This is a genomic window from Pseudomonas sp. NMI760_13 (assembly GCF_021283245.1).
In the GTDB taxonomy this organism is placed as follows: domain Bacteria; phylum Pseudomonadota; class Gammaproteobacteria; order Pseudomonadales; family Pseudomonadaceae; genus Aquipseudomonas; species Aquipseudomonas peradeniyensis.
Map to the genome: position 1 here is coordinate 39,833 of NZ_JAJSRC010000008.1, position 22,836 is coordinate 62,668.

26 protein-coding genes and 1 tRNA gene are annotated in these 22,836 nt (G+C 63.8%); 4 read left to right on the plus strand and 23 right to left on the minus strand.

Annotated features, from left to right (window positions below):
- Positions 1-19 precede the first annotated feature (19 nt).
- The 15 genes from ispG to trmJ form a co-directional block, all read right to left on the minus strand.
- On the minus strand, positions 20-1,129 hold the full coding sequence (gene ispG / locus LU671_RS10820) for a flavodoxin-dependent (E)-4-hydroxy-3-methylbut-2-enyl-diphosphate synthase (protein ID WP_011532347.1): 1,110 nt from the start codon (positions 1,127-1,129) through the stop codon (positions 20-22).
- A gap of 3 nt (positions 1,130-1,132) precedes the next feature.
- The gene (locus LU671_RS10825) at positions 1,133-2,164 is read right to left on the minus strand and encodes a RodZ domain-containing protein (protein ID WP_232855674.1); all 1,032 of its coding nucleotides are present in this window, start codon (positions 2,162-2,164) and stop codon (positions 1,133-1,135) included.
- Positions 2,161-2,922 carry a type IV pilus biogenesis/stability protein PilW gene (pilW, locus tag LU671_RS10830; RefSeq protein WP_232855675.1) on the minus strand — a complete coding sequence of 254 codons (762 nt, stop codon included), beginning with the start codon at positions 2,920-2,922 and terminating at the stop codon, positions 2,161-2,163. The genes LU671_RS10825 and pilW overlap by 4 nt, the downstream gene beginning before the upstream one ends.
- Positions 2,923-2,936: 14 nt before the next feature.
- Positions 2,937-4,079 (minus strand): 23S rRNA (adenine(2503)-C(2))-methyltransferase RlmN, encoded by a 1,143-nt coding sequence (gene rlmN, locus LU671_RS10835; protein ID WP_028689594.1) that lies wholly within the window; start codon positions 4,077-4,079, stop codon positions 2,937-2,939.
- 28 nt (positions 4,080-4,107) lie between these two features.
- Positions 4,108-4,533, minus strand: coding sequence for a nucleoside-diphosphate kinase (ndk, locus tag LU671_RS10840; RefSeq protein WP_011532343.1), 426 nt, complete (start codon positions 4,531-4,533; stop codon positions 4,108-4,110).
- A gap of 89 nt (positions 4,534-4,622) precedes the next feature.
- Positions 4,623-4,823, minus strand: a complete 201-nt coding sequence (gene iscX, locus LU671_RS10845; protein WP_028689593.1) for a Fe-S cluster assembly protein IscX — start codon at positions 4,821-4,823, stop codon at positions 4,623-4,625.
- 10 nt (positions 4,824-4,833) lie between these two features.
- On the minus strand, positions 4,834-5,175 hold the full coding sequence (gene fdx / locus LU671_RS10850; protein WP_028689592.1) for an ISC system 2Fe-2S type ferredoxin: 342 nt from the start codon (positions 5,173-5,175) through the stop codon (positions 4,834-4,836).
- A gap of 3 nt (positions 5,176-5,178) precedes the next feature.
- Positions 5,179-7,041 (minus strand): Fe-S protein assembly chaperone HscA, encoded by a 1,863-nt coding sequence (hscA, locus tag LU671_RS10855; protein WP_203650716.1) that lies wholly within the window; start codon positions 7,039-7,041, stop codon positions 5,179-5,181.
- A gap of 43 nt (positions 7,042-7,084) precedes the next feature.
- Positions 7,085-7,606, minus strand: coding sequence for a co-chaperone HscB (gene hscB, locus LU671_RS10860; protein WP_110735787.1), 522 nt, complete (start codon positions 7,604-7,606; stop codon positions 7,085-7,087).
- A gap of 8 nt (positions 7,607-7,614) precedes the next feature.
- Positions 7,615-7,938, minus strand: a complete 324-nt coding sequence (gene iscA / locus LU671_RS10865) for an iron-sulfur cluster assembly protein IscA (protein ID WP_023630636.1) — start codon at positions 7,936-7,938, stop codon at positions 7,615-7,617.
- A 28-nt stretch (positions 7,939-7,966) separates the two neighbouring features.
- A complete protein-coding gene (gene iscU / locus LU671_RS10870; RefSeq protein ID WP_007929523.1) occupies positions 7,967-8,353 on the minus strand; it encodes a Fe-S cluster assembly scaffold IscU in 387 nt (128 codons plus the stop codon).
- Positions 8,354-8,399: 46 nt separating this feature from the next.
- Positions 8,400-9,614 carry an IscS subfamily cysteine desulfurase gene (locus LU671_RS10875; RefSeq protein ID WP_232855676.1) on the minus strand — a complete coding sequence of 405 codons (1,215 nt, stop codon included), beginning with the start codon at positions 9,612-9,614 and terminating at the stop codon, positions 8,400-8,402.
- Between the two features lie 44 nt (positions 9,615-9,658).
- The gene (iscR, locus tag LU671_RS10880) at positions 9,659-10,150 is read right to left on the minus strand and encodes a Fe-S cluster assembly transcriptional regulator IscR (RefSeq protein WP_050704358.1); all 492 of its coding nucleotides are present in this window, start codon (positions 10,148-10,150) and stop codon (positions 9,659-9,661) included.
- A 168-nt stretch (positions 10,151-10,318) separates the two neighbouring features.
- Positions 10,319-11,107 (minus strand): serine O-acetyltransferase, encoded by a 789-nt coding sequence (cysE, locus tag LU671_RS10885; protein WP_028689587.1) that lies wholly within the window; start codon positions 11,105-11,107, stop codon positions 10,319-10,321.
- Between the two features lie 3 nt (positions 11,108-11,110).
- Entirely contained in the window at positions 11,111-11,866 is a 756-nt protein-coding gene (gene trmJ, locus LU671_RS10890) for a tRNA (cytosine(32)/uridine(32)-2'-O)-methyltransferase TrmJ (protein ID WP_203650711.1), read from the minus strand.
- Positions 11,867-12,017: 151 nt separating this feature from the next.
- Here trmJ and suhB point away from each other — a divergent pair, with 151 nt between their 5' ends.
- On the plus strand, positions 12,018-12,836 hold the full coding sequence (gene suhB / locus LU671_RS10895) for a type III secretion system regulator SuhB (RefSeq protein WP_110735793.1): 819 nt from the start codon (positions 12,018-12,020) through the stop codon (positions 12,834-12,836).
- Between the two features lie 201 nt (positions 12,837-13,037).
- On the opposite strand, the gene LU671_RS10900 is transcribed toward suhB, so the two are convergent.
- From LU671_RS10900 to queA, 6 genes are all read right to left on the minus strand, one after another.
- Complete coding sequence (locus LU671_RS10900) at positions 13,038-13,586, minus strand: glycine zipper 2TM domain-containing protein (protein WP_050704355.1); 549 nt, start codon at positions 13,584-13,586, stop codon at positions 13,038-13,040.
- 119 nt (positions 13,587-13,705) lie between these two features.
- A complete protein-coding gene (secF, locus tag LU671_RS10905) occupies positions 13,706-14,614 on the minus strand; it encodes a protein translocase subunit SecF (RefSeq protein WP_110735797.1) in 909 nt (302 codons plus the stop codon).
- A 10-nt stretch (positions 14,615-14,624) separates the two neighbouring features.
- On the minus strand, positions 14,625-16,487 hold the full coding sequence (gene secD, locus LU671_RS10910; protein WP_203650709.1) for a protein translocase subunit SecD: 1,863 nt from the start codon (positions 16,485-16,487) through the stop codon (positions 14,625-14,627).
- A gap of 64 nt (positions 16,488-16,551) precedes the next feature.
- Entirely contained in the window at positions 16,552-16,887 is a 336-nt protein-coding gene (yajC, locus tag LU671_RS10915) for a preprotein translocase subunit YajC (protein WP_110735801.1), read from the minus strand.
- A gap of 43 nt (positions 16,888-16,930) precedes the next feature.
- Entirely contained in the window at positions 16,931-18,046 is a 1,116-nt protein-coding gene (gene tgt / locus LU671_RS10920; RefSeq protein WP_023629281.1) for a tRNA guanosine(34) transglycosylase Tgt, read from the minus strand.
- 14 nt (positions 18,047-18,060) lie between these two features.
- On the minus strand, positions 18,061-19,110 hold the full coding sequence (gene queA / locus LU671_RS10925; RefSeq protein ID WP_203650703.1) for a tRNA preQ1(34) S-adenosylmethionine ribosyltransferase-isomerase QueA: 1,050 nt from the start codon (positions 19,108-19,110) through the stop codon (positions 18,061-18,063).
- A 108-nt stretch (positions 19,111-19,218) separates the two neighbouring features.
- Here queA and LU671_RS10930 point away from each other — a divergent pair.
- Both LU671_RS10930 and LU671_RS10935 read left to right on the plus strand, forming a co-directional pair.
- Positions 19,219-19,303, plus strand: a tRNA-Leu gene (locus tag LU671_RS10930).
- A 416-nt stretch (positions 19,304-19,719) separates the two neighbouring features.
- On the plus strand, positions 19,720-20,199 hold the full coding sequence (locus LU671_RS10935; protein ID WP_232855677.1) for a GNAT family N-acetyltransferase: 480 nt from the start codon (positions 19,720-19,722) through the stop codon (positions 20,197-20,199).
- 157 nt (positions 20,200-20,356) lie between these two features.
- Here LU671_RS10935 and LU671_RS10940 read toward each other — a convergent pair whose 3' ends face one another.
- Complete coding sequence (locus LU671_RS10940; RefSeq protein ID WP_232855678.1) at positions 20,357-20,518, minus strand: hypothetical protein; 162 nt, start codon at positions 20,516-20,518, stop codon at positions 20,357-20,359.
- A 191-nt stretch (positions 20,519-20,709) separates the two neighbouring features.
- On the opposite strand from LU671_RS10940, the gene LU671_RS10945 reads away from it, so the two are divergent.
- Entirely contained in the window at positions 20,710-21,600 is an 891-nt protein-coding gene (locus LU671_RS10945; protein ID WP_232855679.1) for a bestrophin family protein, read from the plus strand.
- Between the two features lie 15 nt (positions 21,601-21,615).
- Here the strand turns inward: LU671_RS10945 and LU671_RS10950 are convergent, their stop codons facing one another.
- Positions 21,616-22,734 carry a polysaccharide deacetylase family protein gene (locus LU671_RS10950; protein WP_232855680.1) on the minus strand — a complete coding sequence of 373 codons (1,119 nt, stop codon included), beginning with the start codon at positions 22,732-22,734 and terminating at the stop codon, positions 21,616-21,618.
- Positions 22,735-22,836 lie beyond the last annotated feature (102 nt).

The window sequence follows — 22,836 nt, forward strand, 5'->3', positions numbered from 1 at the left end:
GTCCTTACGAATCTGTGTCTCAGCCGCGGGCGATCAGCGCCGCGTCGGCCTCGGCCTTCTCGGCCGCTTTCTGGCGGATGAGCTTTTCCAGCTCGTCGACCAGGTTGTCGTTGTTCAGCTTCTGCGATGGCTTGCCATCGATGTAGACCAGGTTCGGCGTGCCGCCGGTCAGGCCCACGTGCGATTCCTTGGCCTCGCCCGGGCCGTTGACCACGCAGCCGATCACCGCCACGTCCAGCGGTACCAGCAGGTCTTCCAGGCGCCCTTCCAGTTCGTTCATGGTCTTGACCACATCGAAGTTCTGCCGCGAGCAGCTCGGGCAGGCGATGAAGTTGATGCCACGGGAACGCAGGTGCAGCGACTTGAGGATGTCGTAGCCGACCTTCACTTCCTCGACCGGATCGGCGGCCAGGGAGATGCGGATGGTGTCACCGATGCCTTCGGCCAGCAGCATACCTAGGCCGACGGCGGATTTCACCGTCCCCGAGCGCAGGCCGCCGGCTTCGGTGATCCCCAGGTGCAGCGGCTGGATGATCTGCTTGGCCAGCAGGCGGTAGGCCTCGACGGCCATGAACACGTCGGAGGCCTTGACGCTGACCTTGAAGTCCTGGAAGTCCAGGCGGTCGAGGTGCTCGACATGGCGCAGCGCCGACTCGACCAGCGCCGCCGGGGTGGGCTCGCCGTACTTCTTCTGCAGGTCCTTTTCCAGGGAACCGGCGTTGACGCCGATGCGGATCGGGATGCCGCGGTCGCGTGCCGCGTCGACCACGGCGCGCACACGGTCTTCACGGCCGATGTTGCCCGGGTTGATGCGCAGGCAGTCGACGCCCAGTTCGGCCACGCGCAGGGCGATCTTGTAGTCGAAGTGGATGTCGGCGACCAGCGGCACGCTGACCAGCTTCTTGATCTTGCCGAACGCCTCGGCGGCGTCCATGTCCGGCACCGAGACCCGCACGATGTCCACGCCGGCATCGACCAGGCGCTGGATCTGCGCCACGGTGGCGGCGACATCGTTGGTGTCGGTGTTGGTCATGCTCTGCACCGCGATGGGCGCATCGCCACCCACAGGCACATTGCCGACCCAGATTTTGCGGGATTCGCGACGTTTGATCGGAGATTCGCCGTGCATGACTTACTGTCCCAACTTCAGGCGAGCGGTTTCGCCACTGGTGAACGGGGCGACATCGACCGCCTGGCCGTTGTAGCTCACCTGGGCGCCGCGGGCGAAGCCCAGGCGCACCGCGAACGGTGGCTTGCCGGTCAGTTCCAGGTTGTCGCCCTTGCGCTTGATGGCGCTGAACAGCACCTTGCCGTTGCCGTCGGTGACCTGGGTCCAGCAATCGGCGGTGAATTGGATATGGACCTTGGCGGTGCCGGCCGGGGCGACTTCAGCGGGCGCAGCCGGTGCGCTCGAAGCGACGGGGGCGGCTGGCGCGGCGGCGACAGGCGCGGCCACTGCAGGAGCGGCTGGCGCGACAACCGGTGCCACAGGTGCGGCGGCCGTCGGTGCCGGTGCCGCGCTGGTGGCTGGCGCGGCGGGTGCCACAGGCGCAACTGGCGCCTGGGCCTCGGTGACCGGCGCCTGCTCGGTAGCGTTCGGCTCCAGTGGCAGGGCCTGGCCCTCGGGCTGCTGGCCTTCGCTCACGGCCTGGTCTTCCGGCTCGTCCAGCGGATGAATCTGCGTGGTGCCGTCGGCGCTCTCGACCTCGACGTGCTCCAGGGCGATCTTGGCCAGGTCCTTGCCGCGCAGGCTGCTCTGGTCCTGCCACCAGAAGAAACCACCGCCGACCACCGCGACCAGCAGCAACAGGCTGACCACCCGCAGGATGTTGTGCGACAGGCGCACCGGCTCTTCGATGCGGCCGAGGGCGTGCACTTCGCTGCCCTGGGCGTGGGTGCCGGTGATCTGGTCGAAGGCCTCGACCAGAGGCGCCTGGTCCATGTCCATCAGCTTGGCGTAGGCGCGGATGTAGCCACGGGCGAAGGTGTGCCCGGGCAGCTTGTCGAAGGCGCCGTTTTCCAGGTTGTTCAGCGAAGATACCGTGAGGTTGAGCTTGCGAGCGACCTCGGCCTGGCTCCATTCGCGTTTTTCGCGGGCCTGGCGCAAGACATCACCGGGGTTCTGGCGAGTCGCTGCTGCTACTTCAGTGTGCGCGGCTTTCATCGTTGCTCCGACAGGTATTGCTGATATTCCGGCGTACCGGGATAAAGTCGTTGTAATTGCTGGCCCAAACGGGTCGCGGTGCCCTGTTCGTCGAGGGCGAGTGCCAGGCGATGGCCGAGCAGCAGGCTGCGGGCATCCTGGTCACTCAGCTGGCTGAATCGATCGTAGTAATCCCGGGCCGGCACATAATGCCTGTTTTCGTAGGACAACTCAGCCATTTCGAGCAATGCCTTCGGTTGCCGCGGATTGAGCCGAAGGGCTTTTTCCAGGTAGGCACGCGCCTGATCACCCTGCCCCTGCTTCAGGGCGGTGAGCCCCAGGTTCTCGTACACGCGGGAACGCTCAGGATACAGGGTATCGGCCCCAGCCTGGAGGAACATCGCCCGGGCTTCGTCGAAACGGCCCTGAGCATATAGGAAACTGCCGTAATTGTTGCGGATTCGTGTGTCATCCGGGCGGATGGCCAAGGCCTTGGCGAAGTGCTCGCCGGCGAATGCGGGCTCATCCTCGGCCTGGAACACCAGGGCCAGTGCTGCATGAGCCTCGGCGTCACGGGCGTCCAGGGCCAGGGCCTTGCCCAGCGGTGCCTTGGCGCGCTCGGTCAAACCTTGTTGCAAATACCCCAGCCCCAACTGCACGTAGGCCTGCCCCGCCGCCTCACGCCCCTGGCGGCTGGCCAGGGGGTCGCCCGCGCCGCCGGACACGCAGCCGGCCAGCAGCGAAAGCGTCAGGATCGACAGCGCGGCGCGCAGGCTCATGGGGCAGGTGCTCGTCAGGGGCGCGCGGCGCTGTCTTGCGGCTCGTCGGCAGCCAGCTGGCGCACGGCGATGTAGCGCTCGCTGCGGCGGGTACGGTCGTTGACCTGACCTACCAGCTGACCGCAGGCGGCGTCGATGTCGTCACCGCGGGTGGTGCGCGTGGTCACGTTGAAGCCGCCGTGGTGCAGCAGGTCCTGGAAGCGACGGATGGCATTGTTGCTCGGTCGCTCGTAGCCCGAGTGCGGGAACGGGTTGAACGGGATCAGGTTGATCTTGCACGGCACATCACGCAGCAGTTCGATCATCTGCGCGGCGTGCTCGGGCTGGTCGTTGACGTCCTTGAGCAGGGTGTACTCGATGGTCAGCACGCGCTTGCCGCCGAGGGTGGACATGTAGCCCATGCACGACTCCAGCAGCATCTTCAGCGGGTACTTCTTGTTGATCGGCACCAGCTTGTTGCGCAGCTCGTCGTTCGGCGCGTGCAGCGACAGGGCCAGCGACACGTCGATGTGCTTGGCCAGCTCGTCGATCATCGGCACCACGCCCGAAGTGGACAGGGTGACGCGACGCTTGGAAATGCCATAGCCCAGATCTTCCATCATGATCTTCATGGCGGCGATGACATTGTCGAAATTCAGCAGGGGTTCGCCCATGCCCATCATGACCACGTTGGTGATGGCGCGGTCGATCTTGGCCGGGACGGTCCCGAAGGATTTGTTGGCAAGCCACACCTGGCCGATCACTTCGGCGGCGGTGAGGTTGCTGTTGAAGCCTTGCTTGCCGGTGGAGCAGAAGCTGCAGTCCAGGGCACAGCCGGCTTGCGACGACACGCACAGGGTGCCGCGATCGTCGGTGGGGATGTAGACGGTCTCGACGCAGCTGCCGGAGGCAACGCGGACCACCCACTTGCGGGTACCGTCGGCGGAAATGTCTTCACTGACCACCTCCGGACCGCGAATCTCGGCAACGGCCTCGAGCTTTTCGCGCAAGACCTTGCCGACATTGGTCATGGCGGCGAAATCATCGACGCCAAAATGGTGAATCCATTTCATCACCTGACCGGCACGGAAGCGCTTCTCCCCGATTGAGTCGAAGAACTGTTCCATTTCCGCCAGGGTCAGCCCCAGCAGGTTGATCTTGTCAGTCGATGTCGTCATGGATTCACCCTCACCCGTAAGCTTTCGCTTAGCGAGTGGTTACCTCGGTAGCAGCGAAGAAGTAAGCGATTTCGCGAGCAGCGGCAGCTTCGGAGTCCGAACCGTGAACGGCGTTGGCGTCGATCGACTCGGCGAAGTCAGCACGGATGGTGCCTGGAGCAGCTTCTTTAGGGTTGGTGGCGCCCATCAGCTCACGGTTCAGAGCGATGGCGTTTTCGCCTTCCAGAACCTGAACAACGACAGGGCCCGAAGTCATGAAGGCAACCAGGTCACCGAAGAAGCCACGAGCGCTGTGCTCGGCGTAGAAGCCTTCGGCTTCGGCCTTGGACAGTTGCTTGATTTTCGAAGCGACGATTTTCAGGCCGGCTTCTTCGAAGCGAGTGGTGATCTTGCCGATGACGTTTTTAGCGACGGCGTCAGGCTTGATGATCGAGAAAGTACGTTGAACAGCCATGGAAAACTCCAGAAATATGAGTGTTGCGAAAAATTAAACCCGCGAATTATACGCGGGTTCCAGGGGATTGCCTAACCTGCGGCGTGCGCTCAGTCGGCTTCTTCGATCCAGGCCGCCTGGATGGCCTCGAGAACCTTCTCGCCGCAACGCGACGGATCGTCATCGAAGTCCGGCAGAGCCATGACCCACGCGCGCAGATCGACGAAATTCACGTAATGAGGATCGACCTCGGGCTTGCTTTCCGCAAGCTGGATGGCGATCTCAAGTACATCAACCCATTTCAGACTCATGTACAGGCCCTCAGTGCGGCGCTTCGGCGGCGTGGTTGAGCGAATATTTGGGGATCTCGATGGTGAGGTCCTCATCGCCGACGACCACCTGGCAGCCCAGGCGCGACTGCGCCTCCAGGCCCCAGGCCTTGTCCAGCATGTCCTCTTCGAGCTCGTCCGCTTCTTCAAGGGAGTCGAAGCCCTTGCGGATGATGCAATGGCAGGTGGTGCAGGCCTTGACGCCGCCGCAGGCGCTTTCCATCTCGATGTGATGGTCGTGGGCCAGTTCCAGGATGTTGGTCCCGGTCGGCACTTCCACGGTCAAGCCCTCGGGGCAGAACTTCTCATGCGGCAGGAATGTCACCAGCGGCATCGGTTACTCCTCGATCTCATTCAGGTTGCGCCCGGCCAGTGCGGCTTTGACCGTCGAATCAAGGCGACGGGCGGCAAATGCATCGGTCACCTGCGACAGACGCTTGGTCTGTTGCTCGATGGCGGCGCCATCGGTGCCGGTCAGCAAATCACGTAGTTCTTGCATCTGGAATTCGATCGCGTCGCGCTCGTCACTGCTGAGCAGGCGCTCGCCATCGGCGTCCAGGGCGCCCTGCACCGCCTCGAGCAGGCGCTCGGCGTCGACCTGGTGCTCGCGCAACTGGCGCGCATGCTTGTCGGAGCCGGCGTGCTCGAAGGAGTCCTTGAGCATGCGGGCGATCTCGCCGTCGGTCAGACCGTAGGACGGCTTGACCTGAATGCTCGATTCCACCCCCGAACCCAGTTCGCGGGCCGCGACGCTGAGCAGGCCGTCGGCGTCGACCTGGAAGGTCACGCGGATCTTCGCCGCGCCCGCGACCATGGCCGGGATGCCGCGCAGCTCGAAGCGCGCCAGGGAACGGCAGTCGCTGATCAGCTCGCGCTCGCCCTGCAGCACGTGGATCATCATGGCCGACTGGCCATCTTTGTAAGTCGTGAACTCCTGGGCGCGGGCCACCGGAATGGTGGTGTTGCGCGGGATCACCTTCTCCATCAGCCCGCCCATGGTCTCAAGACCCAGCGACAGCGGGATGACGTCGAGCAGCAGCAGCTCACCGCCTTCGCGACGGTTGCCGGCGAGGGTGTCGGCCTGGATGGCGGCACCGATGGCCACCACCTGGTCCGGGTCGATCGAGGTCAGCGGAGTACGGCCGAACAGCGCGCCGACCGCCTCGCGCACACGCGGCACACGGGTCGAACCACCGACCATGACCACCGCGCCGACTTCCTCCAGCTCGATGCCGCTGTCGCGCACGGCGCGGCGGCAGGCCTTGAGGCTGCGGGCGATCATCGGTTCGATCATGGCTTCGAAGGCGGCACGGGTCAGCTCGCCCTGCCAGGCACCATGCTGGACGCCGACGGCGTCACTGTCGGTCAAGGCTTCCTTGGCCGCGCAAGCGGTCTGCAGCAGCAGGCGCTGGGTGGCCGGATCGAGGTCGGCGGACAAATCGGCCTGCTCGATGATCCAGCCAGCGATCGCATGGTCGAAGTCATCGCCACCCAGGGCGGTGTCACCACCGGTGGCCAGCACCTCGAAGACACCGGCAGTCAGGCGCAGGATGGAGATATCGAAGGTGCCGCCGCCCAGGTCGAAAATCGCCACGACGCCTTCGGCATCCTGGTCCAGGCCATAGGCCACGGCAGCAGCGGTCGGTTCGTTGAGCAAGCGCAGGACATTGAGGCCGGCCAGCTTGGCCGCATCCTTGGTGGCCTGGCGCTGGGCGTCGTCGAAATAGGCCGGGACAGTGATCACCGCGCCGACCAGCTCGCCACCTAGGGTTTGCTCGGCGCGCTGACGCAGCACCTTGAGAATATCGGCCGACACTTGCACCGGGCTTTTCGGGCCCTGGACCGTGTCGATGAACGGCATGTGCGATTCACCGCCGACAAAACGGTACGGCAGTTGCTCGCCCAGCTGCTTGACGTCCGCCAGGCCGCGCCCCATCAGGCGCTTGACCGACAGGATGCTGTTGAGCGGGTCGCTGGGGGCAGCCTCGCGCGCGGCCAGGCCGACTTCGACAGCGTTGTCGAGATAACGCACGGCGGACGGCAGGATGACACTACCCTGGGCATCGGGCAGCGGCTCGCTGCGCCCGCTGCGCACGGCGGCGACGAGAGAATTGGTGGTGCCCAGGTCGATGCCCACCGCCAGGCGGCGCTGGTGCGGCTGGGGGCTCTGACCGGGTTCGGCGATCTGCAGTAGGGCCATGCTTATCTGAGTACCTTAGGCGTCATCACGGGCAACGCCGGGGTTAATCGTCGAGGCGCTCTTCGAGTTGGCGCACTTCTTGGGCGAGCTTGTCGAGGAACTGCATGCGGCGCATCAGGCGCTCGGCCTGCTCACGCTCTGCAGCAACATCCCAGCAGGCGGCGAAATCCTCGTTCAGCGTGTCCTGGGCGACCTTGAGGCGCTTCTTGAACACGGCGACGCCGTCGAGGTCGGCTTCGTCCTGCAGCTCTTCGAGCTCTTCGCGCCACTGCATCTGCTGCAACAGGAAGTCCGGGTCGTGCACGGTGACTTCCTGGGGCACCTCGTGGCCGCCGATGGCCAGCAGGTAGCGGGCCCGGCGCGGCGCGCTGCGCAAGGTCTGGTAGGCGTCGTTGAGGGCCGCCGACTTTTCCAGGGCTACGCGCTGCTCGCGCTCGGAAGCGTCGGCGAAACGGTCCGGATGGACCTCGCGGGCCAGCTCGCGGTAGCGAACAGCCAGTTTGTCGAGGTCCAGGCGAAAACCGGGTTGCAGCTCAAACAGGGCGAAATGACAAGGAGTACCCACGGCCAGCCTCAGACGTTGAAGCTTTCGCCGCAGCCACACTCACCGCGCACGTTGGGGTTGTTGAACTTGAAGCCTTCGTTCAACCCTTCCTTGACGAAGTCCAGCTCGGTGCCGTCGAGGTAGACCAGGCTTTTCGGGTCGATGATGACCTTCACGCCATGGTTCTCGAACACCTGGTCTTCGGCGGCGAGCTCGTCGACGAACTCCAGCACGTAGGCCAGGCCCGAGCAGCCGGTGGTGCGCACGCCCAGGCGAATGCCCTCACCCTTGCCGCGCCCGTCAAGGGAGCGGCGAATGTGGTTGGCGGCGGCTTCTGTCATGCTGATAGCCATCGGAACTCCTTACCTCGCGACAGTCGACTTAGATCAAGCCTTTCTTCTGCTTGTAATCGCGAACAGCGGCCTTGATGGCATCTTCGGCGAGCACGGAGCAGTGGATCTTGACCGGCGGCAGTGCCAGCTCTTCAGCCAGCTGGGTGTTCTTGATGGTTTCGGCTTCGTCCAGGGTCTTGCCCTTCATCCACTCGGTGGCGAGGGAGCTGGAGGCGATGGCCGAACCGCAGCCGTAGGTCTTGAACTTGGCGTCTTCGATGATGCCTTGCTCGTTGACCTTGATCTGCAGACGCATCACGTCGCCGCACGCTGGAGCGCCGACCATGCCGGTACCGACATCCGGATCCTCGGCATTCATCTTGCCGACGTTGCGTGGGTTTTCGTAGTGGTCGATGACCTTTTCACTGTATGCCATGGTGCAATTCCTTCCTCATCAGGGAGCCGCTCTTGCCGGCGACTGCTTAGTGGGCGGCCCACTCGATCTTGGAGATGTCGACGCCGTCTTTGTACATGTCCCACAGCGGCGACAATTCACGCAGCTTGTTCACGGCCTTGCAGACTTCCTGCGCGGCGTAGTCGACTTCTTCTTCGGTGGTGAAGCGGCCGAAGGAGAAGCGGATCGAGCTGTGCGCCAGTTCGTCGTTGCGGCCCAGGGCGCGCAGGACGTAGGACGGCTCGAGCGAAGCGGAGGTGCAGGCCGAACCGGACGAAACGGCGATGTCCTTCAGCGACATCAGCAGCGACTCGCCCTCGACGTAGTTGAAGCTCAGGTTCAGGTTGTGCGGCACGCGCTGGGTCTGGCTGCCGTTGACGTACAGCTCCTCGAGGTCCGAGACCTGCTTGAAGAAGCGGTCGCTCAGGGCCTTGATGCGCACGTTTTCAGTGGCCATTTCCTGCTTGGCGATGGCGAAGGCTTCGCCCATGCCGACGATCTGGTGGGTCGGCAGGGTGCCCGAACGCATGCCGCGCTCATGGCCACCGCCGTGAATGATGGCTTCCAGGCGCACGCGCGGCTTGCGGCTGACGTACAGCGCGCCGATGCCTTTCGGGCCGTAGACCTTGTGCGCGGAGAACGACATCAGGTCGACCTTGAGCTTCTGCAGGTCGATCTCGACGCGGCCGGCCGACTGGGCGGCATCGACGTGGAACAGCACGCCACGCGAACGGGTCAGTTCACCGATGGCGGCGATGTCGTTGATCGAGCCGACTTCGTTGTTCACGTGCATCAGCGAGACCAGGATGGTGTCGTCGCGCAGGACAGCCTCGACCATGGCCGGGGTGACGATGCCGTCTTCGCCAGGCTCGAGGTAGGTGACTTCGAAACCTTCACGCTCGAGCTGGCGAGCGGTGTCCAGGACCGCCTTGTGCTCGATCTTGGAGGTGATGATGTGCTTGCCCTTGGTCTGATAGAAGTGCGCCACGCCCTTCAGGGCGAGGTTGTCGGACTCGGTGGCACCGCTGGTCCAGACGATCTCGCGCGGGTCGGCGTTGATCAGCTCGGCGACCTGGCGGCGGCCGTTCTCGACTGCTTCCTCGGCCTTCCAGCCGAACACGTGGGAGCGCGAGGCCGGGTTGCCGAAGTTCCCGTCGACCAGCAGGCACTCGGCCATCTTCTGGGCGACACGGGGATCGACCGGCGTGGTCGCGGAGTAATCGAGGTAGATCGGCAACTTCATTGAGTATCTCCTATCAGGCGGTGGCGTCGCTCGTCGCTGCGGTTTCAGTCGACGGCGGACGTCTCAATCTTGTCCAGCTGGGCAACTCGGCCTGCGACACGGCGCAGGTCCTGGCGCTGGGCGACTTCCTGCACCTCGCGGCGCATGACGAGGTCGGCCAGGCTGATGCCACTGAGGAATTCATGGATCTGCTGGCTCAGGTCGCACCACAGGTGGTGAGTCAGGCAGGTATCACCGGCGTGGCAGTCCCCCAGGCCCTGGCAACGGGTGGCATCGACCGATTCGTTGACCGCGTCGATGACCTGGGCCACCTGGATGGTTTCCATGCCCCGCGACAGCTGGTAGCCGCCGCCCGGACCGCGAACGCTGGAAACCAGGCTGCTGCGGCGCAGCTTGGCGAACAGCTGTTCCAGATAAGAGAGGGAGATGCCCTGGCGCTCGGAAATATCGGCCAAAGACACCGGCCCATGCTGCGCGTGCAACGCCAGGTCAAGCATGGCGGTCACGGCGTATCGGCCTTTGGTAGTCAGTCGCATGGCGTATGGGTACCACGGGAGTTACAGGATGTGTGCGAGTATGCGATTCCCGAGCATTTAAGTCAACTATTAGACCTAGTGCTTTAGTCGGGTATGCATGCGGGAGGCGGGCGCGAGTGTAGCAGACAAGGGGCGCAAGCACACGCCCCTTGTGTCGGCCCGGCGCAATCAATGCGACTGAGTGTCGCCCTGCTTCAGCTCGGCGCAGGCCGCGGCGAAGTCGTCGTCGGGCAGCGCCGGCAGCTCCTTGGCACAGTAGTCACTGCCCATCCGGGTCAGCGCGCCGCACATCCCCTCCAGGCGCTCGTCGACGGCCTGCAGGTGGTCGAGCATCTGGCCGATGGCGCGGGCCACCGGGTCGGGCATGTCGCCGCTGACGCCATAGGCGTCGAAACCGATCTTCTCGGCCATGGCCTTGCGCTTGGCCTCGACGGCGTCATCCTCGGTCTTGACGATGATCCGTCCCGGAATCCCCACCGCCGTGGCGCCGGCCGGCACCGCCTTGGTGACCACGGCATTGGAGCCGATCTTGGCCCCGGCGCCGACGGTGAACGGGCCCAGCACCTTGGCCCCGGCACCGACCACCACGCCGTTTTCCAGGGTCGGGTGACGCTTGCCCTTGTTCCAGCTGGTGCCACCGAGGGTGACGCCCTGGTACAGGGTCACGTCGTCACCGATCTCGGCGGTCTCGCCGATGACGATGCCCATGCCGTGGTCGATAAAGAAACGCCGGCCGATGGTCGCCCCCGGGTGGATCTCGATGCCAGTCATCCAGCGACCGAAGTTCGACACCAGCCGCGCCAGCCATTTGAAATCGCGCCGCCACAGGGCATTGCCCAGGCGGTGCAGCCAGATGGCATGCATCCCCGGGTAGCAGGTCAGGACCTCGAAGGCGTTGCGCGCCGCCGGGTCACGATGGAAAACGCTCTGGATATCTTCACGCAGACGCTCGAACATCTGTCAGTCCTTCCTTTTATGCGGCTCGCCCCGTGCGACCTTCTGGGTCTCGGTAAGAATGCCGCGCAAAATGCTCATTTCCGGACGCTCGACCGAGCTTCGCCCATACAGCCGGCGCAGGCGCGCCATCAAGTGCTTGGGTTTCTCGGGATCGAGGAAGCCGATGTCCACCAGGGTCTTTTCCAGGTGGTCGTAGAACAGCTCCATTTCGTCCATGGTCGCCAGCTCGCTGGCTTCGACCTTCTCGACCTTCGCCGCCGCGCCCTGCCCTGCCAGCCAGGCCATGCGCACCTCATAGGAGAGCACCTGGACGGCGGCGGCCAGATTCAGCGAGCTGAAGTCGGGGTTCGAGGGAATGTGCACGTGGAAGTGACATCGCTGCAGTTCTTCGTTGGTCAGGCCGGCGTGCTCGCGCCCGAACACCAGGGCGATCTCTTCGCCGCCCATGGCCTGGGCCACGGCCTTCGCCCCGCACTCGCGCGGGTCGATCAACGGCCAGGGGATGCTGCGCTCACGGGCGCTGGTGCCCATGACCAGGCTGCAGCCGACCAGCGCCTGCTCGAGGCTGTCGACCACCTGGGCGTTGTCCAGCACGTCGTCGGCGCCCGAGGCGCGGGCGCTGGCGTCCGCGGCCGGAAACTCTTTTGGCTGCACCAGCACCAGGCGCGACAGGCCCATGTTTTTCATGGCACGCGCAGCGCCGCCGATGTTGCCGGGGTGGCTGGTATTGACCAGAACAACACGAATATTTTGCAGCAAGGTGTCGTGCTCTCGGATGCGGAAACAGGAGGGTTCGATCTTACAGAACCGACCAGCGTAACGCCATGAAAGCAAATGTGACACTTCTGTCGTCAAAGATTTCTGCTAGAATGATCGGCTTTCCTCTTTAACATCTCCAGGTGACCTTCCCATGCAGCCTATGCTGAATATCGCCCTGCGCGCCGCTCGCAGCGCCAGTGAACTGATTTTCCGCTCCATCGAACGCCTGGATAGCATCAAAGTCGACGAAAAGCAGTCCAAGGACTACGTGTCCGAGGTTGATCGCGCCGCCGAGAAGGTCATCGTCGAGGCCCTGCGCAAGGCCTACCCGAACCACTCGATCCAGGGCGAAGAGACCGGCCTGCATGCAGGCAGCGGTGAAGAAGGCAAGGATTACCTGTGGATCATCGATCCGCTGGACGGCACCACCAACTTCCTGCGCGGCATTCCGCACTTCGCCGTCAGCATCGCCTGTAAATACCGCGGTCGCCTCGAGCACGCCGTGATCGTCGACCCGGTTCGCCAGGAAGAATTCACCGCCAGCCGTGGCCGTGGCGCCCAGATCAACGGCCGCCGCCTGCGCGTCAGCTCGCGCACCAGCCTGGAAGGCGCGCTGCTGGGTACCGGCTTCCCGTTCCGTGACAACCAGATGGCCGACCTGGACAACTACCTGGGCATGTTCCGCGCCCTGACCGGCCAGACCGCCGGCATCCGCCGTGCCGGCTCCGCCAGCCTGGACCTCGCTTATGTAGCCGCTGGCCGCTTCGACGCCTTCTGGGAGTCGGGCCTGTCCGAGTGGGACATGGCCGCAGGCGTACTGCTGATCCAGGAAGCCGGTGGCCTGGTGAGCGACTTCAACGGTGGCCACGACTTCCTCGAGAAGGGCCACATCGTCGCGGGCAACATCAAGTGCTTCAAGGCTGTGCTGACTGCTATCCAGCCGCACCTGCCGGAGCACATGAAGCGCTAAGCGCCGATTGCCGAGCACAAAAAAAAGCACCTCTCGAGGTGCTTTTTTTGTGCCTGCACGATGACCTGCAGGAGCGGCCTTGTGCCGCGAAAGGGCTGCGAAGCAGCCCCGGCAATCTTGATATATGCCGAAGATCCCGGGGCCGCTTCGCGCCCCTTTCGCGGCACAAGGCCGCTCCTACAGGGGGGGGGCACTTGCCGCTTACTGCCCCGGCTGGTTCTGCCCCAGGACCAACTTGCCATTCTTGTCCAGCGGGATGGTCGAGCCCGGCTCGTGATCCATCTTCACCTTGCCCACCTGGTCACCGATGGAATAGGTCACGTTGTAACCCACCACCTTGTCGCTGATGTCATTGACCGTGTTGCAGCGGGTTTGCGTGGTGGTGTAGGTATCACGCTCCTGCATGCCTTCCTGCACCTTGTTGCCGGCATAGCCGCCACCGACCGCACCGGCCACGGTGGCGATCTTCTTGCCGGTACCGCCGCCAATCTGGTTGCCCAGCAGGCCACCAGCGATGGCACCGACCACCGTACCGGCAATCTGGTGCTGGTCCTTGACCGGCGCCTGGCGCGTCACGGTGACATCCTTGCAGACCTCACGCGGCGTCTTCACTTGCTGCTTGATCGGCTGCACGTCGGTGACCTGGGCGTACTCAGGCCCTTTGTTCACCAAGCTGTAGGTCGCCACAGCACCTCCGGCAGTCACACCGACAGCACCCAGAACCGCACCCACCAGCATTGATTTGTTCACGTGAACCTCCTGATCGTACCCGCGGGCTCCGGCCCGCCTTCTCCTTGCCTTGGAGCAAAAAAAAAGGCGCGAGTTCAACACTCGCGCCTCTCTTTACGCCAAATGGCGCGGAACAAGCCTTACGGACGCTCGTCCACACCCTCGGTCTTGACCGGCGGGATCAGGTCTTCGCTGCTCAGGTTCAGCCAGATCAGCACCACGTTGGCGATGTAGATCGACGAGTAGGTACCCGCCATGACACCGATGAACAGCGCCAGGGAGAAGCCGAACAGGTTGTCGCCGCCGAAAAACAGCAGCGCCGCGATGGCCAGCAAGGTCGACACCGAGGTGGCGACGGTCCGCAGTAGGGTCTGGGTGGTCGAGATGTTGATGTTCTCGATCAGCGAGGCCTTGCGCAGCACGCGGAAGTTCTCGCGCACCCGGTCGAACACGACGATGGTGTCGTTGAGCGAGTAGCCGATGATCGCCAGCACCGCCGCCAGCACCGTCAGGTCGAAGGTGATCTGGAAGAACGACAGGATGCCCAGGGTGACCACCACGTCGTGGATCAGCGAGATGATCGCGCCCACGGCGAACTTCCACTGGAAGCGGAAGGCCAGGTAGATGAGGATGCCGCCCAGGGCCAGGAGCATGCCGAGGCCGCCCTGGTCACGCAGCTCCTCGCCCACCTGCGGGCCAACGAACTCAACGCGCTTGACCGTGGCCGGGTTGTCGCCGCCGATCTTCTGCAGCGCCTCGGCCACGCGGTTGCCCAGCTGCGGGTCATCGCCCGGCATGCGCACCAGCAGGTCGGTAGTGGCGCCGAAGCTCTGCACCACGGCGTCGTGGAAGCCGGAACCGACCAGTTCGGTACGGACCTTTTCCAGGTCCGCCGGACGCTCGTAGGTGAGCTCGATCAGCGTGCCACCGGTGAAGTCCAGGCCGAAGTTCAGACCCTTGTGCCACCAGCTGAACAGCGCCAGCACGGTGAGGAGCACGGTGATGGCGAACGCGACATTGCGCACGCCCATGAAGTTGATGGTTTTCATCGCAGCTCCCTCAAACCCACAGCTTCTTGATGTCACGCCCGCCGCAGGTCAGGTTGACCAGTGCGCGGGTCACCATGACGGCGGTGAACATCGAGGTGAAAATCCCGAGGGACATGGTGACCGCGAAGCCCTTGACCGGGCCGGTACCCATGGCGAACAGGATGCCGCCGACCAGCAGAGTGGTCAGGTTGGCGTCGACGATCGCCGAGTAGGCGCGGTTGAAACCTTCGTGGATGGCGCGCTGCACCGACATGCCGGCGGCGATCTCTTCGCGGATACGCGAGAAGATCAGCACGTTGGCGTCCACCGCCATGCCCATGGTCAGCACGATACCAGCGATACCTGGCAGGGTCAGGGTGGCGCCCAGCAGCGACATCAACGCCAGCAGCAGCACCATGTTGCCCGCCAGGGCGATGGTCGCCAGCACACCGAAGGCGCGGTAGATGGCGATGATGAACAGCGAGACGAACAGCATGCCCCACAGGGACGCGTCGATACCCTTGGTGATGTTGTCGGCACCCAGGCTTGGGCCGATAGTACGTTCTTCGGCGAAGTACATCGGCGCGGCCAGACCACCGGCACGCAGCAGCAGGGCCAGCTCGGACGACTCGCCCTGGCCGTTCAGGCCGGTGATGCGGAACTGGCTGCCCAGCGGCGACTGGATGGTCGCCAGGCTGATGATCTTCTTCTCTTCCTGGAAGGTCTGCACCGCGACTTCTTTCTCGACGCCATCGACCATCTGCTTCTGGTAGCGGGTGACCGGCTTCTGCTCGATGAAGATCACCGCCATGCTGCGCCCGACGTTGGTGCGGGTGGCGCGGCTCATCAGCTCGCCACCGTGGCCGTCGAGGCGGATGTTCACCTGCGGGCGACCGTGCTCGTCGAAGCTGGCCTGGGCGTCGGTGACCTGGTCACCGGTGATGATCAGGCCGCGCTCGACCGGGGCGGAGCGGCCGCCTTCGCGGAACTCGAACACCTCGGTGGTAGCCTTGGACGCACCCGGCTCGGCGCCGAAGCGGAACTCCAGGTTGGCGGTCTTGCCGAGGATACGCTTGGCTTCGGCGGTGTCCTGCACGCCCGGCAGCTCGACCACGATGCGGTTGGCGCCCTGGCGCTGGACCAGCGGCTCGGCCACACCCAGCTCGTTGACCCGGTTGCGCACGGTGGTCAGGTTCTGCTTGATCGAGTATTCGCGGATCTCGGCGACTTTCGCCTGGGTCAGCGCCAGACGCAGCACGGCGAGCTCGTTGCGCTCGGTGGTGGTCAGGTCGAAGTCATTGAAATTCTTGCGGATCAGGCTGCGGGCCTGTTCGCGGGTAGCATCGTCGGCGAAGCCCAGCATGATGCCGCCGTCCTGCTGGGGCAGGCTGCGGTAGCGGACGCGCTCTTTGCGCAGCAAGGTCTTGACCTCGCCTTCGTAGACTTTCATGCGAGCGGTCATGGCCTTGTCCATGTCCACTTCCAGCAGGAAGTGCACACCACCGGACAGGTCCAGGCCCAGCTTCATCGGGCTGGCACCCAGGTTGCGCAGCCACTGCGGGGTGGTCTGGGCCAGGTTCAGGGCCACGACATAGTCGTCGCCGAGGGCCTTGCGCGCCACATCCTTGGCTGGCAGCTGTGCTTCCTGGTTGGTCAGGCGCACCAGCGCACTGCCCTTCTCGCCCAGGTTGCTGCCTTTGACGGCGATGCCGGCATCGGTCAGCGCCTTGGTCACGCGATCGAGGTCGGCCTGGCTGACATGCAGGGCGGAACTGGCGCCGCTGATCTGCACCGCCGGATCATCCGGGTAGAGGTTGGGTGCGGAATAAATGAAGCCGACCGCCAGTACCACCACGATCAGCAGGTATTTCCACAGAGGGTATTTGTTCAGCATCACGCCGCCCGTTCAAGACGCGGGGCGCTTTGCGCGCCCCGACTGGAAAAATGAAACCGGTAACTCAGATAGCCTTGAGCGTACCTTTCGGCAGGGTCGCGGCAATGGCGCCCTTCTGGAACTTCAGTTCGACGTTGTCGGACACTTCCAGGACCACGAAGTCGTCGGCGACCTTGACGATCTTGCCGGCAATGCCGCCGTTGGTGACCACTTCGTCACCTTTTTGCAGGTTGCTCAGCAGGTTTTTCTGCTCTTTGGCACGTTTGGCCTGCGGGCGCCAGATCATCAGGTAGAAGATGACCAGGAAACCGACCAGGAAGATCCACTCGAAACCGGTACCGGCTGGGCCGGCGGCTGGGGCTGCTGCGTCCGCGTAGGCGGCGGGAATCAAGAAGCTCATTGGGCACTCCTAATGAATGTTTTCTAATAATGGATGCGAACAGTCAGTCCAAGGGCGGCACAGGAAGCCCGCGCTTGGCGTAGAAGGCGTCGACAAAGGCGGCCAATTTACCCTGTTGAATAGCCTCGCGTAAACCGGCCATCAAGCGCTGGTAATGGCGCAAGTTGTGGATGGTATTCAGCATGCTGCTCAACATTTCGCCGCACTTGTCCAGGTGATGCAGATAAGCGCGGGAGAAGTTGGTGCAGGTATAGCAATCGCAGGTCGGATCCAGCGGCGATTCATCATGGCGATGGAACGCGTTGCGGATCTTGATCACCCCGGTGTCGACGAACAGATGGCCGTTGCGCGCATTGCGCGTGGGCATCACGCAGTCGAACATGTCGACGCCGCGGCGCACACCCTCTACAAGATCTTCCGGCTTGCCTACCCCCATAAGGTAACGAGGTTTGTCAGCAGGCATTTGCGCCGGCAGGTAGTCCAGCACCTTGATCATCTCGTGCTTGGGCTCGCCCACCGACAGGCCGCCGATGGCCAGGCCATCGAAGTCGATGTTGACCAGCGCTTCCAGCGAGCGCATGCGCAGGTCCTGGTACATGCCGCCCTGGACGATGCCGAACAGCGCCGCGGTGTTGTCGCCGTGGGCGTTCTTCGAGCGCTGGGCCCAGCGCAGCGAAAGCTCCATGGAGGTGCGCGCCACGTCGTGCTCGGCCGGGTACGGGGTGCACTCGTCGAAGATCATCACGATGTCCGAGCCCAGGTCGCGCTGGACCTGCATGGACTCCTCGGGGCCCATGAACACCTTGGAACCGTCCACTGGCGATGCGAAGGTCACGCCTTCCTCCTTGATCTTGCGCATGGCGCCCAGGCTGAACACCTGGAAACCACCGGAATCAGTGAGGATAGGGCCTTTCCATTGCATGAAGTCGTGCAGGCCGTTGTGTTTCTTGATGACCTCGGTACCCGGGCGCAGCCACAGGTGGAAGGTGTTGCCAAGGATGATCTCGGCGCCAATGGCCTCGATGTCACGCGGCAGCATGCCCTTGACCGTGCCGTAAGTGCCCACCGGCATGAAGGCCGGGGTCTCGACGGTGCCACGGGGGAAGGTCAGCCGGCCACGACGGGCCTTGCCGTCGGTGGCCAGCAGTTCGAACGACATTCGACAGGTGCGACTCATGCTTGATCCTCTGGGCCGCGTGGCGCCGGATTGCGGGTGATGAACATGGCATCACCGTAACTGAAGAAGCGGTACCCGTTCTCGACCGCCGCCGCGTAGGCGGCCATGGTCTCGGGGTAACCGGCGAAGGCCGAGACCAGCATCAGCAGCGTGGACTCCGGCAGGTGGAAGTTGGTGACCAGGCAATCGACCACATGGAACGGTCGGCCCGGGAAGATGAAGATATCGGTGTCGCCGCTGAAGGCCTTGAGCTCGCCATCGCGCGCCGCGCTCTCCAGCGAACGCACGCTGGTGGTGCCCACGGCGATCACCCGGCCGCCACGGGCGCGGCACGCGGCGACGGCGTCGACCACGTCCTGGCTCACTTCGAGCCACTCTTTATGCATGGTGTGGTCTTCGATCTTGTCGACCCGCACCGGCTGGAAGGTGCCGGCGCCCACATGCAGGGTGACGAAGGCGCGCTCGACGCCCTTGGCGGCGATCTTCGCCAGCAGCGCTTCGTCGAAATGCAGGCCGGCGGTGGGCGCGGCCACGGCGCCGGCGCGCTCAGCGTAGACGGTCTGGTAGCGCTCACGGTCGGCGCCCTCGTCGGGACGGTCGATGTACGGCGGCAGCGGCATGTGGCCGACGCGCTCGAGCAGCGGCAGCACCTCTTCGCTGAAGCGCAGTTCGAACAGCGTGTCGTGACGGGCCACCATCTCGGCCTCGCCACCGCCGTCGATGAGGATCTGCGCGCCTTCCTTAGGCGCCTTGCTGGCGCGCACGTGGGCCAGCACGCGGTGGCTGTCGAGCACGCGCTCGACCAGCACTTCCAGCTTGCCGCCGGAGGCTTTCTGGCCGAACAGGCGCGCCGGGATCACCCGGGTGTTGTTGAACACCATCAGGTCGCCCGGGCGCAGGTACTCGAGCAGGTCGGTGAACTGCTTGTGGGCCAGCGTGCCGCTGGGGCCATCGAGCACCAGCAGGCGGCTGCCATGGCGCTCGGCCAGCGGATGGCGGGCGATCAGGGAATCGGGGAGTTCGAAAGAAAAATCGGCGACGCGCATGATGATGTTCGGTTCGACAGGGCCGCAAAGTTTAGCCCAATGCGTGAAAATTGACCATGAAAGCCGATTGACCGACCCAAGGCACCTCTCTATACTGCGGCGCCACAAGCCCTGATGGCGGAATTGGTAGACGCGGCGGATTCAAAATCCGTTTTCGAAAGGAGTGGGAGTTCGAGTCTCCCTCGGGGCACCAAGATCCAGAAGAAACCGACCTTATGGTCGGTTTTTTTGTGCCTGTCGATTAGCCTATGCCTCTACCTGCGCGATCCCTGTAGGAGCGGCCTTGTGCCGCGAAAGGGCTGCAACACAGCCCCGACGTTTTGCGCCATGCCCGAGATCCTGGACCTGCTGCGCAGCCCTTTCGCGGCACAAGGCCGCTCCTACAAAAAACGTGCAAGCCTGGCGGACTTCGAGCTCGTTTCAAGCCCAGTACTTTAAGGCTTTTCCCACTCCCTGCAGTCCATTTCCCAAACCTAGCCAAGCCTTTGGCGACTCTCCTGACTGCACAGAAAATCACACTTGGTGCAATTTACTGTAGAGCCACAGCATTGACTTCATGTTACCGGCCGCACAGGGTAAGTAGCTTCTAGCCCCATCGGAACATTCCCCGTGCCACTAAGCCATCGCCCTGTCCAACCTGCCGACATCGCCACGCTCTGTAGCTTCCCTCAAAGCGCGGACGAACTCTTCTATATGTTCCCCAAAGCAACTCACCCGCTTACACCCGCACAACTAAGCGAAGCCATCGCCCAGCGCAGCGGTTCGACGGTGATCGAGGCTGACGGGGCGATCGTTGGCTTCGCTAATTTCTATAAGGCTGAATATGACGGTGTCTGCGCGCTGGGTAATGTGGTGGTGGCCCCGACCGCGCGAGGCCAGGGTGTGGCGCGCTACCTTGTGCAATGCATGATCGCTCTGGCTCGCGAAGATTTCGCGGCGCGGGAGGTCTGGGTGTCGTGTTTCAATCACAACACCGCAGGGCTGCTGCTTTATCCACAGCTCGGTTTTGTGCCGTTCGGGATCGAGGAGCGACAGGCACCGGATGGAAGCCGGATCGCGCTGGTGCAGATGAAGCAGGTGTTGAGCTGAGGTTGAGGTGATTTACGTGTGTGCGGTGTGGCCTGGGTTGGGGCTGCGTTGCAGCCCATCGCGGGGCAAGCCCGCACCCACGCTGGCGATGCTTGCGACTCTGCTCATCATGCGACAGCGCAGCACAAAGCGCCGGGTGACAGGGGATCTGGCTGGACTAGCCTTCTGTATTGCGCAAGCGCGCGGCCTGGACATGGGACTGTGCTCGAATGATTTCATCAGCGTCACCTTCGGCCGCTACCTGTAACAGGTATTCCTGAATCGCTGCCTCGGAATCCAGTAGATCCGCAATATTGAATGGCGTCAGTTCACTGGCCATGCTCGACTACCTCGCAATGTGAATGTGTGACGAGCCTAAACCATAGCCCTGAGGGAAGCTTTACCGCTTGCTGTAGGCCTCTTCTTTACTGCCGACCAGAAAAACCACGTAACACCCTGCGTCAAATCCCACCGAACCTTGCCCTTCCCGCGACGTCGGAACCTGCATCCCCCGCATCGAGGTTCCCCCACGTGAAAGCCCTCCTCGCCCGCAAATACCGCCTGGTGGTCAAGACCTTCGGCTACATCGGCTGGTCGCTGTTCTGGCTGCTGATCTGGGACGTGCTGGTCACCATCGACTTCATGCTGTTCTTCAACAGCAAGTTCAGCCTGCCGCTGATCCCGCTCACCCTGCTGGGCTCGGCGCTGGTGGTGCTGGTGAGCTTTCGCAACAGCAGCGCCTACAACCGCTGGTGGGAGGCGCGCACGCTGTGGGGCGCGCTGGTGAACAGTTCGCGCAGCTTTGCCCGGCAGGTGCTGACGCTGGTCGACGATCCGGCCGACGGGCCGAACCCGGTGAAGGCGACCTTGCTGCGCCGGCATATCGCCTATGTGAACTGCCTGGCGGCGCACCTCAAGGGCGAGCAGTGCCCGGATGAGCTGATGGCCTTCATACCGCCCGGGGAGTTCGAGCGGCGCAATCGTTCGAACAATTTCGCCAACGACATCCTCGGCGGTTCAGCGGCCTTGCTGGCCCAGGAGTACCAGGCCGGGCGACTGGACAGCATTCGCCTGGCGCGGCTGGAATCGACCCTGGTGGACATGTCCAACGCCCAGGGCGGGATGGAGCGGATCGCCAATACGCCGCTGCCCTACCCTTATGTGTACTTCCCGCGGCTTTTCATCACGCTGTTCTGCCTGATCGTGCCGGTGGGGCTGGTGGAGTCGCTGGGCTGGTTCACGCCGCTGGCCTCGACGGTGGTCGGCTTCATGCTGCTGGCCATCGAGCGGATCGGCACGGACTTGCAGAGCCCGTTCCGCCTCAGCGAGCACCAGATCCCGATGGACACGATCTGCGAGACGATCGAACGCAACCTGGAGTCGATGCAGCGAGAGGCGCAATGTGGCGCCTTGGCGCACTGAGCCGCCCGCTCTCCTTTATTCCCGCCGGGCGTACTCCCGGCAATCCTCCCAGCCGATCCCGCTCTGGGCCGTATGCTGCAACAGCCACTCCAGCGCCGGCTGCGTCTTGGGCTGATTGTCGCGGAACTGGATCACCCCCTTGCGCCACAGCAGCATCAGCGTCAGCACCCGCTGTGCCGAGGCTTCGGCGGTCAGCGGTCCGTCATCCTGGGCGTCGATGTCCCACAACGATACCCGCAACTGCTGGCGGTCCATGAATGCCTCGCCATCGGCGCGGCGCTGACCGTAGGGCGGACGGAACAACGGCACATACTGCTCCGCCAGGTCGGCCTGGACCCGCGCCTGGCTGCGCCGCAGCGAGTCCTGCCAGTCCTGCCACTGGGCGTGGGAGCGGTACTCCCAACCCTGGATACCCACGCACTGGCCGGCATACAGCTCATTCACCGGGCCGGCGTCGCGCCGTTGCTGCAGGCGATTGCCGAGCACGAAGAAAATCCCGTCGAGCTTCTGCCGCCGCAGGTAGTCAGCCACCGCATCGGTGCTGCCGCCCTGCGGCCCCGGGCCGCCGACGAAGGTCAGGAGGAACATCCGGTCGTTGAGCTCCTCGCCATTGCGCTCGCGGTTGGACAGCTTGGCCACCTCGCTGGTGGTCTGCGGGAACAGCGCGGCCTTGCGCAACTGTTCATCCAGGTATCGAGTGTGGAACTGATGACTGGGCTCGACCCATCCAGTATAGAACGTGCCTACATCCTCGGCGAAAACAGCAGACTGCGTGCGTAGATCGGCCATGGACTCGACCGGATAGCAGAACGAGGCATCCTGCTCGCAACTCTTCTGCGCCTGTTGATAACTTGTCCACAGGCGCTGCCACAGACGTGCCCGTACGGCCCGCACGACGGGCAGGTTGATCTGGCGCAAGCCGAGCCGGGTCTTGAGCGCCTGCTCGTCGAGCATCTCGCTTTCGTGCAGCACCCGGGCGAACGACAGGATCTCCGCCCGCGACGCCACGTCGAACAGCGTCGGGCTGTCCAACTGCTCGGGCCACAGCTCACGGTCGAAACTGACGAAATCCGCCGGGGCCGCCTGCGCGCCCAGGCTGAGCAGCCCGGCGAACAGGGCAAACGCGATACGCACGATGAGCAATCTCCTTGAAGGCATGGCGCGCACTATAGCGCGACCGCCCGCGGTTTAATGTGGCGATGTTCGGTGACTATCGTCGCCATAGTTTGGCGTTGT

Bases quoted from the DNA above. Each gene is read 5' to 3' on its own strand.
- iscU (WP_007929523.1), bottom strand. From the start codon at position 8,353: ATGGCATACAGTGAAAAGGTCATCGACCACTACGAAAACCCACGCAAC.
- secF (WP_110735797.1), bottom strand. From the start codon at position 14,614: ATGAAAACCATCAACTTCATGGGCGTGCGCAATGTCGCGTTCGCCATC.
- iscR (WP_050704358.1), bottom strand. From the start codon at position 10,150: ATGCGACTGACTACCAAAGGCCGATACGCCGTGACCGCCATGCTTGAC.
- tgt (WP_023629281.1), bottom strand. From the start codon at position 18,046: ATGTCGTTCGAACTGCTGGCCACCGACGGCAAGGCCCGTCGTGGCCGG.
- iscX (WP_028689593.1), bottom strand. From the start codon at position 4,823: ATGAGTCTGAAATGGGTTGATGTACTTGAGATCGCCATCCAGCTTGCG.
- ispG (WP_011532347.1), bottom strand. From the start codon at position 1,129: ATGCACGGCGAATCTCCGATCAAACGTCGCGAATCCCGCAAAATCTGG.
- cysE (WP_028689587.1), bottom strand. From the start codon at position 11,107: ATGTTCGAGCGTCTGCGTGAAGATATCCAGAGCGTTTTCCATCGTGAC.
- hscA (WP_203650716.1), bottom strand. From the start codon at position 7,041: ATGGCCCTACTGCAGATCGCCGAACCCGGTCAGAGCCCCCAGCCGCAC.
- yajC (WP_110735801.1), bottom strand. From the start codon at position 16,887: ATGAGCTTCTTGATTCCCGCCGCCTACGCGGACGCAGCAGCCCCAGCC.
- pilW (WP_232855675.1), bottom strand. From the start codon at position 2,922: ATGAGCCTGCGCGCCGCGCTGTCGATCCTGACGCTTTCGCTGCTGGCC.
- rlmN (WP_028689594.1), bottom strand. From the start codon at position 4,079: ATGACGACATCGACTGACAAGATCAACCTGCTGGGGCTGACCCTGGCG.
- queA (WP_203650703.1), bottom strand. From the start codon at position 19,110: ATGCGCGTCGCCGATTTTTCTTTCGAACTCCCCGATTCCCTGATCGCC.
- LU671_RS10825 (WP_232855674.1), bottom strand. From the start codon at position 2,164: ATGAAAGCCGCGCACACTGAAGTAGCAGCAGCGACTCGCCAGAACCCC.
- iscA (WP_023630636.1), bottom strand. From the start codon at position 7,938: ATGGCTATCAGCATGACAGAAGCCGCCGCCAACCACATTCGCCGCTCC.
- fdx (WP_028689592.1), bottom strand. From the start codon at position 5,175: ATGCCGCTGGTGACATTCCTGCCGCATGAGAAGTTCTGCCCCGAGGGC.
- ndk (WP_011532343.1), bottom strand. From the start codon at position 4,533: ATGGCTGTTCAACGTACTTTCTCGATCATCAAGCCTGACGCCGTCGCT.
- secD (WP_203650709.1), bottom strand. From the start codon at position 16,487: ATGCTGAACAAATACCCTCTGTGGAAATACCTGCTGATCGTGGTGGTA.
- LU671_RS10940 (WP_232855678.1), bottom strand. From the start codon at position 20,518: ATGGCCAGTGAACTGACGCCATTCAATATTGCGGATCTACTGGATTCC.
- suhB (WP_110735793.1), top strand. From the start codon at position 12,018: ATGCAGCCTATGCTGAATATCGCCCTGCGCGCCGCTCGCAGCGCCAGT.
- LU671_RS10875 (WP_232855676.1), bottom strand. From the start codon at position 9,614: ATGAAGTTGCCGATCTACCTCGATTACTCCGCGACCACGCCGGTCGAT.